This is a genomic window from Pseudomonas sp. BS3767, assembly GCF_900099665.1.
GTDB lineage: Bacteria > Pseudomonadota > Gammaproteobacteria > Pseudomonadales > Pseudomonadaceae > Aquipseudomonas > Aquipseudomonas cerasi.
On the sequence record NZ_FNCX01000001.1, the window covers coordinates 179,963 to 194,771 of the forward strand.

Genomic DNA, 14,809 nt, shown 5'->3' on the forward strand with positions numbered 1-14,809 from the left:
AGAGAAGAGGGCGGAACGCCGGAAAGCACGAAGGGGAGCCTGGGCTCCCCTTCAAGGTATGTTGCTATGCTCTTTTTTGTTTTTCGGGAGGCCTGTTGTTGTTTTTGGCGACCTGGCCCTTCACATCTTTTTTGAGCGATCCGCATGCGGGACCAAGAGCAAACGTATTTTTTTGAGCGCTGATGACACTTTCATCGTAGTGATCCAACCAGTTCGGCAGCTGCCTTGGGGCAGTTTTATTGTTCTCTGTCTGGCTGCGAACGACTTGACAGGCAAGCGGTTCAGAAAAGCTATCCACTTCAAAAAAATCTGTTAGCTACGCCTCTGTCCGTGTTGTTCTTGTTATGTCAGAGCCGGTACGTGTTGTTTTTATTGGGTCACTGCGTGTTTTTATTTTTGTTGTACGAAGGGTATAGCAGGACCCGTGCCAGTTTTTCAAAACCCCTGTAATACCGGGGGATGACCTTGTTTTTCCGGCATCGGACCGTTTGATTCTGCGGCCGAGTGTTTCCGTGTTACCCGTTTGTTTCGACTCGACGCGGGGCAGAGTAACACTCTGTGGCAAGTTGTCGCACCCTGTTACCGACAGACGACGACAACGTTACGCAGACAATCTGGCCTTTGCTACACGAGAGCCATTGCTACGGTGCAGCACGTTGCAGATGCGCTGGCCCGCCGCGATGACCTGGTCCAGATCGACGCCGGTTTCGATACCCAGCCCCTGCAACATATACAGCACGTCTTCAGTGGCCACATTGCCGCTGGCGCCCTTGGCGTAAGGGCAGCCACCGAGGCCGGCCACGGAGCTGTCGAACACCTGGATGCCTTCCTCCAGGCTTGCGTAGATATTCACCAATGCCTGGCCATAGGTGTCATGGAAGTGGCCAGCCAGCTTGCCGCGCGGTATCTGCGCAGCCACTGCGCTGAACAATGCCCGTGTAGCGCCCGGCGTGCCGGTTCCGATGGTGTCGCCCAAGGAAATTTCATAGCAGCCCATCGCGTGCAGTTCGTTGGCGACCGTCGCGACCTGTTCGGGCGAAACGCTGCCCTCGTAAGGGCAGCCCAGCACGCATGACACATACCCTCGAACCTGCACACCATGCATGCGTGCTGCTTCCATGACAGGCGCGAAGCGCTCCAGGCTTTCGCTGATCGAGCAGTTGAGGTTGCGTTGCGAGAACCCTTCGGTCGCCGCCGCGAACACCGCGACCTCCCTGACGCCGGCCGCCAAGGCATCTTCAAAGCCACGCAGATTTGGCGCCAGCGCCGAGTAGATGACGCCCTCACGACGCTGGATGCGTTCGAACACCTGTGCAGAGCCCGCCATCTGCGGGACCCATTTGGCCGAGACAAAACTGCCGACCTCGATATGGCCCAGCCCGGCTGCCGTCAGGTCATCCACCAGGCGCACCTTGTCGTCGACACTGATGGGTTGTGCTTCATTCTGCAGGCCGTCACGTGGGCCGACTTCAACGAGATTCACCTTTTGCGGAAGGGACATGGCAGCGCCTTTGTAGTCAGTGCGAATGGTCAGAGTGGGGCGGCAGCGGTTTTATCGAGTGCGGCTCGGCAGCGCTCTTCGGCGGTGTCCAGCTCCAGCTGCATCTGGTGGATGTCCAGCAATTGCTGTTCCAGCTGATCACGGCGTTCGGCGATCTTGTCCAGCATGGTCTGCAACTGCTTCTGGTTACCGCCGGCAGGGTCGTATAACGAGATCAGTTCCTTGCACTCGGCCAGGGAAAAACCGATGCGCTTGCCACGCAGGATCAGTTTCAGGGTGACCTTGTCACGCGCCGTATAGATACGCTCCAGGCCCTTGCGTTCAGGGCTGAGCATGCCTTGCTCTTCGTAAAAGCGTATGGCGCGGGTGGTGATGTCCAGCTCGCGGGCGAGCTCGGAAATACTGTAGGTCTGACTGCTCATGGCGTGGCTCGGAAAGGTATACAGCCGCAAAGCTAAGGGTTGCTTTACGTATACGTCAAGCTGTGTGGCGGTGCCAAAGGTCGAGAGGTCACACTCCGGCACTTAGAAATCACATTAACTAAGCGATTTAAATGCTTATAAATCATTGGCTTGTATTTCTATTTCATGTCTTTTCGAGGCTTTGCTCCTGCGCCACAACCCGCTGCGAAAGCTCGATGATCTGTTCTCGCATCCAGCGATTGGCCGGGTCCTGATCGGTGCTTTCATGCCAGTACAGGTGGGTTTCGACCGAGGGAACATCGGCGACTGGCAGGTAGACATAGTGTAAGTCGTTACGACGGGCGAAGCGCTCGGGTACGGTCATGACCATGTCGGTCTGCTGCAGCACCTGAGTTGCCATCATGTAGTGCTGCGAGCGCAATGCGATCCTGCGCTGGATGCCCATCTTGCCGAGCGCCAGATCCACATGACCCAGCCCGCTGCGGCGGCTGGAAATATGGATATGCGCCTGGCTCAGGTAATCGTCGAGGGTCAGAATGGCCTTGTTCGCCAATGGATGGCCCTTGCGCATGCCACACACATAACGGTCCTCCATCAGCTTCACATGCCGCACTTGCGGGTCAGTGTTGAGCGGCGCGTCCACGGCGAAGTCGAGGCGCCCGGCAGCCAGTTCCTTGGTGGTTTCCCGGCGCTTGGACAGAAAGCTTTCGATGGTCACCGCAGGTGCCAGGCGTCGCAGGCGCTGGAACAGCGCCGGCAGGATCACCGCTTCGGTCAGGTCGGTCATGCTGATGCGGTAGTTCTTGTTGGCCTGTAACGGGTTGAAGATGCGGCTTTCCTGCACCGATACCCTGAGCAACGAAAGCGCATTGCGCACCGGGCCAATGATGTTCTGCGCCATCGGTGTCGGCACCATGCCTTGTGCCGTGCGCACGAACAGCGGGTCATTGAAGGTCTCGCGCAACCGCGCCAGTGCGTTGGAGACCGCCGGCTGGGTGATGCCGACAATCTGTCCGGCGCGGGTCAGATTGGCTTCGGTATAAATGGCGTCGAAGACAATGAAGAGGTTGAGATCGACCTTGTTCAGGTTCATTGATGGGGCGCCTCGTGCCGTTATTGTGATTGACTGTTTAGAGGGGCGTAATGCCGCAATGGTGATGGATCATATATCGGTTATGAATGTTTATACACGCTGAGAATAGATTAGATAAATGTGCAGCGGTTCTCTAGCATCGCGTTCATGACTTCGACAACCCGATCGACACGGTGGCGACCCCATGGATTTTGCGTATTCCCCGAAGGTGCAGGCCCTGCGTGAGCGCGTCACGGCGTTCATGGATGCATACGTCTATCCGGCCGAGCCGGTTTTCGAGCGGCAAGTGGCCGAAGGGGATCGCTGGCAGCCCACGGCAATCATGGAAGAGCTCAAGGCCCGGGCCAAGTCGGAAGGCTTGTGGAATCTGTTCCTGCCAGACTCCGGGTTTGGCGCCGGCCTGAGTAATCTGGAGTACGCGCCGCTGGCGGAAATCATGGGTCGCTCACTGCTCGGTCCCGAGCCCTTCAATTGCTCGGCGCCCGACACCGGCAACATGGAGGTACTGGTCCGCTATGCCAGTGAGGACCAGAAAACCCGCTGGCTCGAACCGCTGCTGCGCGGTGAGATTCGCTCTGCCTTTGCCATGACCGAGCCCGACGTGGCCTCATCGGACGCCACCAATATGGCCGCGCGCGCTGAGCGTGATGGTGACCAATGGGTCATCAACGGACGCAAGTGGTGGACCTCCGGTGCCTGCGACCCGCGCTGCAAAATCCTGATATTCATGGGCCTGAGCAATCCTGAGGGGCCGCGCCATCAGCAGCATTCGATGATTCTGGTGCCGGTCGATACGCCCGGCGTAAAGATCGTGAGGCCACTGCCGGTGTTCGGCTATGACGATGCGCCCCATGGCCATGCCGAAGTGCTGTTCGAAAACGTCAAGGTCCCGTTCGAAAACGTGCTGCTTGGTGAAGGGCGAGGGTTTGAAATCGCTCAGGGAAGGCTAGGACCAGGGCGCATTCACCACTGCATGCGCTCGATCGGCATGGCGGAGCGGGCACTGGAGCTGATGTGCAGGCGTTCCATTGACCGCGTTGCGTTCGGCAAACCGTTGGCCAGGCTGGGCGGCAATATCGACCTGATCGCCGACTCGCGCATGGAGATTGACATGGCACGCCTGCTGACCCTGAAAGCGGCGTACATGATGGACACCGTCGGCAACAAGGTTGCCAAGAGCGAAATCGCGCAGATCAAGGTGGTTGCCCCCAACGTGGCGCTGAAGGTCATAGACCGAGCGATTCAGATGCACGGTGGCGCCGGGGTTTCCAATGATTTGCCGCTGGCCTACATGTACGCCATGCAGCGTACCCTGCGTCTGGCTGACGGCCCGGATGAAGTGCATCGCGCTGCCGTCGGCAAGTATGAACTGGGCAAATATATGCCGGCAGATCTGGCGCGCAGCCAACTCTAGCTGTCAGCCAATTACTGCACCCAGACTTCGACGCGACGGTTCTTGATCCGGCCGTCGTCGATATCGTTGGTGGCCACCGGCATCTCGTCACCCAGGCCAACGATATCGCGGAACGTCACGCCACTTTTCAGCAGTTCCCGGCGCACGGCCATGGCACGCAGCCTGGAAAGCAGGGCGGCACGCTCCGGGTCGCTCTTGGCGTCGCCGAAGCCGACCAGCGTCACATGCCGGTCCAGTTTGTCGCTGGATTTCAGGTAATCCGCGACCCGCTTGAGGTCCTGCTGCGCCTTGTTGTCCAGGCGTGCGCTGCCTTGGGCAAAGCGAAAGTTGACGGACAGGCGTTCGGCCTTGCGTGCCAGCGCCTGGTAATCGGCGGGCATCTGCGCGGTAGGCTGCACCTTGAGCACCTGCACGGTCTGCGCGACAAAACCGCTCTGCGCGACGATGGCCTGGCCGTCGGCGCTCTGCGCGAAACGGACCAGCGCCTGCGCCCAGCGCTGATGGGCCGAGGTGGGCACATAAAAGTACAGTCGTCGCGACAACGGATAGTCTTCGGTGGCAATCAGGCTGACGGTCGGCAGCATGGGCCTGGAATCGCCGTCGGCTATGGCCACCGCTTTGGCGCGGCGGATGGAAGGCAGGCCGATGAAGCCGATGCCATTGATGTCCTTGCTGACTTCGTCGGAGAGCTGTTCGCTGGATTCGAATCGCGCGGCGCTGCCGAGCAGGGTCTTACCGTATTTGCTCAGTACAAGGTCCTTGAACGTCTCGTAGGTGCCGGACTTTTCATCGCGAACATAGAGATGGATGGCGCCTGGATTGCCACCGATTTCACTCCAGTTCCTGACTTCGCCACTGAAAATGCGCGCCAGTTGAAGGGTATCCAGTTGTCTCAGCGGATTGGCGGGATGCAGGATCACTGCAACGCCGTCGATGGCAATGGTTTGCTCGCTGGCTGCGCTTTTCAGGTCACCGAGGCTGGCCAGATCTTTGGCCTCCTGATCCTTGATCGGTCGAGAGGAGGCCGCGACATCCGCACTGCCGGCTTTCAGCGCAGTGAAACCGGTGCCTGAGCCATGTGCGGCGACTTCGACACTGACGGGTTGACCGGCGGCCGTGGTTCCGATGACGCGCTGTTCATTGAGGGTGTTGCCGGGAAGGGTCTGTACCGATTGCAGACCTTGCTGGCGCATCAATCCTTCGACCAGCGCAGGTCCGAGTTGGGCATTGATGGTGTTGGAGCCTTGAATGCGCAACGCCGGTATATCGCCAGCAGGCAGCGGCAGTGCGGCTTGCGCGAAAGCGGGCAGGGTGGCGCTCGACAGGATGAGCGCCGTAAGCAAAGCGCGCAGCATCGGCGTCACCATGAATCACGGGAGGGTGCCGGGAGAATAAGTCAGAGAGATTGCCGGAATATGACAATTTCAGGGTCTGTGCGTGTTTCAGCTTTCAGCGCGACCCACCCCTTATAAGGAAGGATCGCGCAGGAGGAGCCCGGGAGGGGATCAGTCAGCTGAGTTCCAGCCAGATGGGCGCGTGATCGGACGGTTTTTCCATTCCGCGCAAATCGTAATCCACACCCGCTTCCTTGATGCGTGGCTGCAGACCGGTAGAGGTCATGATCAGATCGATGCGCAGGCCGCGTTTGGGCTCGTCTTCAAAGCCACGGCTGCGATAGTCGAACCAGCTGAAGCGGTCGACGACTTCCGGATACAGGTGCCGAAAGCTGTCCACCAGCCCCCAGTTTTTCAGGCGCTCCATCCACTCCCGCTCTTCAGGCAGAAAGCTGCACTTGCCGGTTTTCAGCCAGCGTTTGGCGTTGTCGGCGCCAATGCCGATATCGCAGTCCTGCGGAGAGATATTCACGTCGCCCATGACGATCAGCGGCTGATCGTTACTGAAGTGGCCCTCGAGCAGTGTTTGCAGGTTCTCGTAAAAGCGCTGTTTGGCGGGGAATTTGGTCGGGTGGTCGCGGCTCTCGCCCTGTGGAAAGTAGCCATTCATGATGGTTACCGGCTGGCCGTTGCTGTCGGCGTAAGTCCCCCAGATGAAACGCTTCTGGGATTCCTCGTCGTCGCCTTCGAAACCCTTGTGCAGGGCCAGTGGTGCGTTGCGAGACAGCAGAGCGACACCGTAATGGCCTTTCTGGCCGTGGAAGTGAACGTGATAGCCCAGCGCTTCGACTTCCGCCTGGGGGAATTGCTCGTCCGAAACCTTGGTTTCCTGAAGACCGATCACGTCAGGTTGATGTTTGTCGATCAGCGCCGCCAGCTGATGCGGTCGAGCGCGCAGACCATTGATGTTGAACGAGACGATTTTCATAAAGCAGCGGTCCTGAGCAAAAACAAACAGCGATGCTAGCCGACCTGTGGTTTCAGGACCAGTGCCGTGTCGGAAGCGCAGGCCAGGGGGTGTCTGGATAATTCGTTGGAACTGTTATCAATGGCCATCACTCGAAAGCCTGCTTGCCAAAACCGCTGCGCCAGACGCAGTTCCGTTAACACGAGGCCCTTTATGTCCCTACCTGCTGCCATCACGGGTGAAATTCGCCAACTCGACAGTGGTTATTCCCGTGAAACCCGCTCCTTGCTGTTCAGGGCCTACCGGCACGATCCGACATTTGCCTATCTGTTCAACGCCGAGCGTGAGGGATATGAGCAACGTGTGTTGGCGACCATTCGCCAGCTGGTCAAACAACACTTTCTACAAAACCAGCCTGCGCTGGGCCTGTTCCTGCAGGACCGTTTGGTCGGCGTAGCGCTGATCGCACCGCCGCAGCGTCGTCTGGGTGTCACCGAAAGCTGGGCTTGGCGTCTGCGCATGGTGATGGACACCGGTCTGGGCTGCACTCAACGCTATCTGGCCTATTACAACGCTGTGCTCGCCTGTGTGCCTTCGGAAACCGTGCATGTGCTGCCGTTGATAGGCCTTGATCCGGAGTTCCAAGGGCAGAAGCTCGGCCAGGACCTGAGCGAGCAACTGCTGGCAGCGTTGCATGACTGGTGCGCAGTGGATGAGCATTCTCAGGGCATCGTGGTCGATACCGGCAATCCGCGTTATCTGGAATTCTATAAGCGACAGGGCTACGAAGAGATCGGTGAAATTGCTGTAGGCCCTGTCCGAGAGCATGTGTTTTTTCATCCGAACCCTCAGGTTTCACTGCCGGTCCCTGACGTAATGGCCTGAATATCCGACAATTCGTGGGCTTCCAGTGCAGCCTGTCGATCGTGGTAGCATCTACGCCTATGAAGCTTTTCAGACTATTCAGCAGCGTGTTCCTGATGACCATGAGTGCGGCAGCGCTTGCCCAGGCCCGCCTCGACGTCAGGATCAAGCCTGCCAATCCGCAACTCAAGGCCAACGTCGAAGGGTATGTCGGTGATTTGGGCGAGCGTGACGTCCAGGCGCTGCGTAATTTCAGCCTCGGCGCTGAGCAACAGGCGGAAAAAGCCGCTCAGGCGCTGGGTTATTACCAGGCGCAGATCGACAGTGAGATCAAGGACGGAGATCAACCCAGCCTGGTGATCAACATCCAGCCGGGCGAGCCCATTCACCTGCGTAACGTGGTGATCCGGGTCGAAGGGCCGGCGGCAGCAATGAAGGCCTTTCGTGTGCCGAGCAGCGACGCGCTGAAAAGCGGCGCGGTGTTGAACCACGGCAACTATGAAGACGCCAAGCGCCTGATCCAGAATCAGGCCTCGCGCTACGGATTTTTCGGTGGCCATTTCACCAGTCAGCGTCTGGCCATCGATCCGCGGGCCGGTGTGGCCGATATCGAACTGGTTTATGAAAGCGGACCGCGCTACACGCTCGGCAAGGTCATGTTCAGCGGCGACGCGCCATTTGATGACGATCTGCTCAAGCGCATGGTGCCGTTCAAGGAGAACACGCCCTACGACTCCCAACTGATTGCCGAACTGACCCAGGCGATGCAGGGCAGCGGCTATTTCGAGGGCGTACGGGTCGATGCGGCGCCCACCGCAGCGCAAAACCAGGTCATTCCGGTGACCGTCCAGCTCGAAACCCGTAAACCTCGCACCATGGGCCTGGGTCTGGGCTATTCGACCGACGTCGGCCCGCGCGGCAAAGCCAACTGGACCCGGCACTGGGCCAACCCGCAGGGCCACAGTTACGGTTTCGAATCCGAGATATCCGCGCCACGGCAGAATATCGGCCTGTGGTACGACGTGCCACTTGATCCGCCGCTGACCGACAAATTGCGCTACGCCGGCGGGTATCAGTACGAAGAGATTGCCGGAACCGACAGCCTCAGCAAGTTGCTGACTGCCGGGCCGGAATGGCACAGCAAGCTGCCCAGCGGTTGGGAACGGGTCATATCCCTGAAATGGCAGCGTGAAGAATATCGCCTGGGTGATGACGCCGGCCTCAGTACGCTGCTGATGCCCGGTATCAGTTACTCGTATCTGCGCAGTGACAATCGCATCGACCCGCACCAGGGTTATCGCCTGCAATTCGATACGCAGGTGGCCAAGGAGGGCATGTTGTCTGACGCTAACCTTGTGCATGCCAATGTGCTGCTCAAAGGGCTGACCACCGTCGCGCAAAATCACCGCTTTCTCGGTCGCGTGCAGTTTGGCGGCAACCTCACGGACGGTTACACCTCGATACCGCCATCGCTGCGCTTTTTTGCCGGCGGCGATCAAAGCGTGCGCGGCTATGACTATCAGAAGCTGTCACCGACCAACTCTGACGGCGACCGTATCGGCGGCCGGTATATGTTTGCCGGTAGCGTCGAATACCAATATTCCATTGCTGACAAATGGCGCCTGGCGACCTTCATCGATCAGGGCAACTCGTTCAACAGCCTGGACAAGCCAGACCTGAAAACCGGGGTGGGTTTCGGCGTGCGCTGGGTATCTCCAGTGGGCCCGCTGCGTCTCGATCTGGCCCACGCGCTGGACGATGACGGCGGAATCCGTCTGCACTTTTCGATGGGGCCGGAGCTTTGAACACGTCGAACATCACCCGCGGAGCCAAGGTCGTCGGGCTGGGACTTGTCGCATTACTGCTGCTTGTGGTCATTATTGTCGCGCTGCTGCTGGGCACCCACACGGGCAGCCAGTGGGCCCTGGCTCGGGTACCCGGCGTACAGCTGGAAAACTTTCAGGGGCGACTGGGTAGCCAGTGGAGCGCCGAGCGTCTGTTATGGCAGCAGGGCGCAGACCGTGTCGAGGTTCAATCCGTCGATTTCGCCTGGACGCCTGCCTGCCTGTTGAAGATGACGCTGTGCATCGACCGTCTGCATGCGCAGCAGGTGCTGATGCACTTCCCGCCGAGCGATACGCCCGCCAGCGACGGCCCGATCCAGTTACCGACGCTCAGGTTACCGCTGGCGCTGCAACTGGGTGATATACAGCTGGGTGGTCTGCAACTGGATGGCGTCGAACAATTGCGCGATCTCAAGCTGGCAGCGCACTGGACAGCCGAAGGCTTGAAGATCGACAGTGCGCACCTGCAACGTGATGCGCTTGTGCTGGACCTCAATGGCCTGCTGAAACCCGAGGGCGACTGGCCACTCAGCGTGCAAGGTCAACTGCAACTTCCACCACAGGATGGCCAGCCCTGGGCGCTGGCGCTGGATATTCAGGGCGACCTGCTGAAAACGCTGCAACTCAAGGCGGACAGCAGCGGCTACCTGCCGGGTTTGCTGACCGGCGAGTTGCAACCCCTGGCCGAACACCTTCCTGCACGCATCAAGCTGACGGCCGAGCACTTCAAACCCAGTGCTGCATTGCCTGATACGTTGCAACTGGACCAGTTGCTGCTGACCGCCGAAGGCAATCTTGACTCGGGCTATCTGATAGATGGCAGCGCCAACCTTCCCGCAGAGAAAGGTCCTGTCGCGTTGTCATTGAAAGGAAACGTGGATGCCAACGGCGCAACCATCGCCGGACTCGATCTGGCCGCCGATGATCAGCAGCGTCTGGCCATCAACGGCAAGATGAACTGGCAGAACGGTTTTTCTGCAGATGCGAGCATCGACTGGCTGGATTTCCCCTGGCAGCGCCTGTATCCATTGGCGTCAGCGCCTCAAGTGGCATTGCATGCCTTCAAGGGCGATATTTCCTATACCGATGGCAAATACCTCGGCAATTTCAACGCCAGCCTCAAAGGGCCTGCCGGTGCATTCACCCTGGTCAGCCCGTTCAGCGGCAATCTGCAAGAGATCCATCTGCCGCAACTGGAATTGGTCGCAGGGCAGGGCAAGGCCAGCGGTTTCCTGAACCTGCAATTCGCTGACGGCATCGGCTGGGATACGGCTCTGGACCTGAGTGCGCTGGACCCTTCATTCTGGGTTGCCGAACTGCCCGGCACACTGGCAGGCCCGTTGCGCAGCAAAGGTCAGATGCGCAACGCGCAGCTTGAACTCAGCGCAGACCTCGATTTGAAAGGGCGTTTGCGTGGTCAGCCGGCGCTGCTGCAAGCCAAGGCTGACGGCCATGATCAGCAATGGAATGTCAGCAGCCTGAGCATCCGCCTCGGCGACAACCGTATTCAAGGTGCGGGTAGCCTGCAGGAGCGTCTCAAGGGGCAGCTGGACCTGGATCTGCCGCGTCTGGCCCAGCTTTGGCCACGCTTGCAGGGGCAAGTCAAAGGCCGGCTGGACCTGGCCGGAACGCTACAGGCGCCCCAAGGGCAATTGGCCTTGCAGGGCAGCCAGCTCGCCTTGCAGGACAATCGTCTGCAGACCCTCACGCTCAACGCCAGACTGGATCAGGCGCAGCGCGCGATCATCAACCTGAAAGGTGCCGGTATTCAGGCTGGCGATACCCAGCTGGGCACCTTGCTGGTAGACGGTCAGGGCACACTCAAGAGCCAGCAGCTGAAGCTGGACCTTCAAGGACCGCTGCTCAAGCTGGCCATCGGCCTTGACGGTGGCCTGGACAAGGGTGATTGGCGAGGCCGACTGGCCAGCGGTACGGTGCAGAGCGGCGGGCAGAACTGGCGTTTGCAGCAGTCGGCGAAGATCGAGCGTCTGGCCGATGGCCGGCTCAACTTCGGTGCCCATTGCTGGTTGTCCGGGGGCGCCAGCCTGTGTGGCGGCGATCAGCGCCTGATGCCGGAGCCTCATCTGCGTTATCAGCTCAAGAATTTCCCCCTGGACAGCCTGGCGCAATGGATGCCCAAGGATTTTGCCTGGAAGGGCGCGTTGAATGCAGACGTGCAGCTCGACATTCCGGCAGCTGGCCCCAGCGGCAAGGTCACGATTGACGCCGGAGGCGGCACGCTGCGGGTACGCAACAACAACCAGTGGCTGGACTTCCCTTATCAGACGCTGAAACTGGCCACCACGCTGGCGCCCAAACGCATCGACACGCGTCTCGACTTCGAGGGCGGCAAGCTGGGAAGGCTGTTGCTCAACGCACAGATCGACCCGCTGGCCAAGGACAAGACCCTGGCGGGCGACTTCAATCTCTCGGGGCTGGATATCTCGGTGGCACGTCCTTTCGCGCCGATGGTGCAGAAACTCAATGGGCGTCTGAATGGCAATGGCCGGTTGTCAGGCACGTTGCTGGCGCCACTGGTCAACGGCAACGTGACGCTTGAAGGGGGTGAAGTGGCGGGGGCAGAGCTGCCTATGGAACTGCATGACCTCAAGGTCCAGGCGTTGATTGCCGGAGAAAGCGTACAGCTCAACGGCGGCTGGAAAAGTGGCAGCACCGGGCAGGGCAGCATAGGCGGTCAGGTGGCTTGGGGGCAAAGCCTGAATGTCGATGTGAGCCTCAAGGGCTCGCGCCTGCCGATCAATGTCGAACCCTATGCGGCGGTAGAGGCGGCGCCTGACCTGAAAATCTCCATGCAGGGCGAGCGACTGGCGATCTCCGGCAAGGTACTGGTGCCCAAGGGCGCGATTACCGTACGCGAGTTGCCGCCGTCCACTGTGAAGCTCTCCGGTGACACAGTGATCGTCGGACAGCAGACCGAGGAGGGCGCTCCGCCGCTGGCCGTGGCGATGGATATCGATGTGGAAGTCGGCCAGGAAAAGCTCAGTTTCAGCGGGTTCGGGCTCACCGCCAATCTGGTCGGGCATGTACACATTGGTGACAATCTGGACACTCGTGGCGAGCTCAACCTGAACGACGGTCGTTATCGTGCCTACGGTCAACGGCTGACCATACGCAAGGCGCGTTTGCTGTTTGCCGGCCCGGTCGACCAGCCTTATCTGGACATCGAGGCGATTCGCCAGACCGACGACGTGATTGCCGGTATCCGCCTGACCGGCAGCGCCGAGCAGCCCACCACCGAGGTGTTTTCCGAGCCTGCGATGAGCCAGGAGCAGGCGCTTTCCTATCTGGTCATGGGCAGACCGCTCAGCACTTCCGGCGAAGACAACAACATGGTCGCTCAGGCTGCGCTGGCACTGGGTGTTGCGGGCAGCTCGTCGACCACCGGCAAGCTCGCGGACAATCTGGGTATCAAGGATTTCGAGCTGGACACTTCGGGAACCGGCGACAAGACCAATGTGGTTGCCAGCGGCAAGATCACCGACAAGCTCAGCCTGCGTTATGGCGTAGGCGTGTTTGAACCGGCCAATACCATTGCCTTGCGCTACCTGCTCAGTAAGCGCGTGTACCTCGAGGCCGCGAGTGGTGTTGCCAGCTCGCTGGATATTTTCTATAAAAGGGACTTCTAGGCGAGGGCTGGTGGCGGTAACGGCGCGGCCCTGTGCCGAACCGCCTGGCCTTTCTCGAGCGTCCCTCTTGCAACTGCAAGTCCCTTCACACGTCATTTACCTTCAGGTTGCCGGTCATCATGGATCGATTCAACGCCATGCGCGTGTTCACCCGTATCGTCGAACTCGGCGGTTTCGCCAGGGCGGCCGAGAGTCTGCACATGCCTCGTGCTTCGGTAACGATCCTGATCAAGCAGCTGGAAGCGCACCTGGGCGTACAGCTTTTGCAGCGTACGACGCGTCAGGTCAGCGCCACCCCTGACGGCAAGGCCTATTACCAGCGCTGCGTCAGCCTGCTGGCCGATCTGGACGATGCCGAAGCATCGTTTTCGGCGACGGGGGCCGAGCCCAAGGGGTTGCTGCGTGTCGATCTGCCCGTCAGTCTGGGGCGCATGATTATCATCCCGGCGTTGCCTGAATTCAGCCGGCGCTATCCGCAGATCCGCCTGGAAATCGGCATGAGCGACAGGCCGGTCGATCTGATCCGCGAAGGCGTGGACTGCGTGCTGCGTGCCGGCGCCGCACTGGATGAAACGCTGGTTGCCAGGCCGCTGGGCAGTCTGACCCAGATCACCTGCGCCAGTCGTGAATACCTGGAGCAATACGGCACGCCACGGAACCTGAATGAGCTCGCGCAACATCAGGTAATCGAATATTTTTCGACCAGTACCGGCAAGCGCTATGGTCTGGAGTTCATGGCCGATGGCATGGACGTTGAGCACGCCTCGGCCTGCTCGATCGCTGTCAACAGTGCCGATGGCTATGTCGCGGCGTGCGAAGCGGGATTCGGCCTGATTCAGGTGCCGCGCTACCATGTCGCCGCGCAATTGCGCAGCGGTGTGCTGGTGGAAGTGCTGCGATTGCATCGTCCGCCGCCACTGCCACTGACGGCCCTTTACCCCCCGCATCGACAGTTGTCACGACGAGTGAGGGTATTCGTTGATTGGCTGGTGGAATTGTGTGCCCACACAGATATCAGGGACAGACTGGTTTCCTGAAAAAATTCAGAATTATCCCATATAGGCCGCGGCACACTTTCGTGTTTAACTTCCGGCTCTTTCATCCATTTTGAAAAGGAACGTGTTTCATGGCTCAAGTGACCCTCAAAGGCAGCCCCGTTCAGGTCAGTGGCAACCTGCCTGAAGTCGGTAGCAAGGCACACGATTTCACGCTGGTTGGCGCAGGTCTTGCCGATAAGACCCTGGCGTCCTTCGCCGGCAAGCGCAAGGTATTGAACATCTTCCCGAGCGTCGATACGCCGACCTGTGCCACCTCGGTACGTAAATTCAACACCCAGGCCAATGACCTGAGCAACGCCGTTGTTCTGTGCATCTCGGCTGACCTGCCGTTTGCCCAGGCCCGGTTCTGCGGCTCCGAAGGTCTGGAAAATGTTCAGAACCTGTCCTCGTTCCGCAGCGCCGATTTTGCTCAAAATTATGGTGTTGCTATTGCAGACGGCCCGCTCACGGGTCTGACAGCACGCGCCGTGGTCGTTCTGGACGAGAACGATAAGGTACTGCACAGCGAACTGGTTGCCGAGATTGGCAGCGAGCCCAACTATGACGCTGCATTGGCTGTGCTGAAGTAACTTTCCGCAACCTGTCGACGGCCTGAATCCGCTCAGGCCGTTTTTTTTGTTTGTGCGTCATACGTTTATCCAAAGTAAGCGCTTGGTAAAGCCGCT

Annotated in this window: 12 protein-coding genes; 7 read left to right on the forward strand and 5 right to left on the reverse strand. The window is 59.5% G+C overall.

Annotation, left to right across the window (positions count from 1 at the left end; all coding sequences use genetic code 11):
* Window positions 1-58: 58 nt before the first annotated feature.
* Window positions 59-316: a hypothetical protein gene (locus tag BLR16_RS00800; protein WP_074807568.1), complete on the forward strand. Its 258-nt coding sequence runs from the start codon at window positions 59-61 to the stop codon at window positions 314-316.
* A 285-nt stretch (window positions 317-601) separates the two neighbouring features.
* Here the strand turns inward: BLR16_RS00800 and BLR16_RS00805 are convergent, their stop codons facing one another.
* The 3 genes from BLR16_RS00805 to BLR16_RS00815 all read right to left on the reverse strand — a co-directional run bounded on the left by BLR16_RS00805 (window position 602) and on the right by BLR16_RS00815 (window position 3,016).
* Window positions 602-1,501, reverse strand: coding sequence for a hydroxymethylglutaryl-CoA lyase (locus BLR16_RS00805; RefSeq protein WP_074807572.1), 900 nt, complete (start codon window positions 1,499-1,501; stop codon window positions 602-604).
* A 29-nt stretch (window positions 1,502-1,530) separates the two neighbouring features.
* Entirely contained in the window at window positions 1,531-1,923 is a 393-nt protein-coding gene (locus BLR16_RS00810) for a MerR family transcriptional regulator (RefSeq protein ID WP_042930746.1), read from the reverse strand.
* Window positions 1,924-2,086: 163 nt separating this feature from the next.
* On the reverse strand, window positions 2,087-3,016 hold the full coding sequence (locus BLR16_RS00815; protein WP_003434117.1) for a LysR family transcriptional regulator: 930 nt from the start codon (window positions 3,014-3,016) through the stop codon (window positions 2,087-2,089).
* A 184-nt stretch (window positions 3,017-3,200) separates the two neighbouring features.
* Between BLR16_RS00815 and BLR16_RS00820 the strand changes: the two genes are divergently transcribed.
* Window positions 3,201-4,430, forward strand: coding sequence for an acyl-CoA dehydrogenase (locus BLR16_RS00820; RefSeq protein ID WP_074807575.1), 1,230 nt, complete (start codon window positions 3,201-3,203; stop codon window positions 4,428-4,430).
* Window positions 4,431-4,441: 11 nt separating this feature from the next.
* Here the strand turns inward: BLR16_RS00820 and BLR16_RS00825 are convergent, their stop codons facing one another.
* Together BLR16_RS00825 and xthA are read right to left on the reverse strand one after the other, a co-directional pair.
* Window positions 4,442-5,785: a substrate-binding domain-containing protein gene (locus tag BLR16_RS00825; RefSeq protein WP_074807579.1), complete on the reverse strand. Its 1,344-nt coding sequence runs from the start codon at window positions 5,783-5,785 to the stop codon at window positions 4,442-4,444.
* Window positions 5,786-5,939: 154 nt separating this feature from the next.
* A complete protein-coding gene (gene xthA / locus BLR16_RS00830) occupies window positions 5,940-6,752 on the reverse strand; it encodes an exodeoxyribonuclease III (protein WP_003369429.1) in 813 nt (270 codons plus the stop codon).
* Between the two features lie 192 nt (window positions 6,753-6,944).
* On the opposite strand from xthA, the gene BLR16_RS00835 reads away from it, so the two are divergent.
* The 5 genes from BLR16_RS00835 to tpx all read left to right on the forward strand — a co-directional run bounded on the left by BLR16_RS00835 (window position 6,945) and on the right by tpx (window position 14,713).
* A complete protein-coding gene (locus BLR16_RS00835; protein WP_003345438.1) occupies window positions 6,945-7,616 on the forward strand; it encodes a GNAT family N-acetyltransferase in 672 nt (223 codons plus the stop codon).
* A 59-nt stretch (window positions 7,617-7,675) separates the two neighbouring features.
* Window positions 7,676-9,400, forward strand: coding sequence for an autotransporter assembly complex protein TamA (locus BLR16_RS00840; RefSeq protein ID WP_074807583.1), 1,725 nt, complete (start codon window positions 7,676-7,678; stop codon window positions 9,398-9,400).
* Complete coding sequence (locus BLR16_RS00845) at window positions 9,397-13,086, forward strand: translocation/assembly module TamB domain-containing protein (protein ID WP_092194040.1); 3,690 nt, start codon at window positions 9,397-9,399, stop codon at window positions 13,084-13,086. The genes BLR16_RS00840 and BLR16_RS00845 overlap by 4 nt, the downstream gene beginning before the upstream one ends.
* Window positions 13,087-13,205: 119 nt before the next feature.
* Window positions 13,206-14,123, forward strand: a complete 918-nt coding sequence (locus BLR16_RS00850) for a LysR family transcriptional regulator (protein ID WP_003434111.1) — start codon at window positions 13,206-13,208, stop codon at window positions 14,121-14,123.
* 89 nt (window positions 14,124-14,212) lie between these two features.
* The gene (gene tpx / locus BLR16_RS00855) at window positions 14,213-14,713 is read left to right on the forward strand and encodes a thiol peroxidase (RefSeq protein WP_003369437.1); all 501 of its coding nucleotides are present in this window, start codon (window positions 14,213-14,215) and stop codon (window positions 14,711-14,713) included.
* Window positions 14,714-14,809 lie beyond the last annotated feature (96 nt).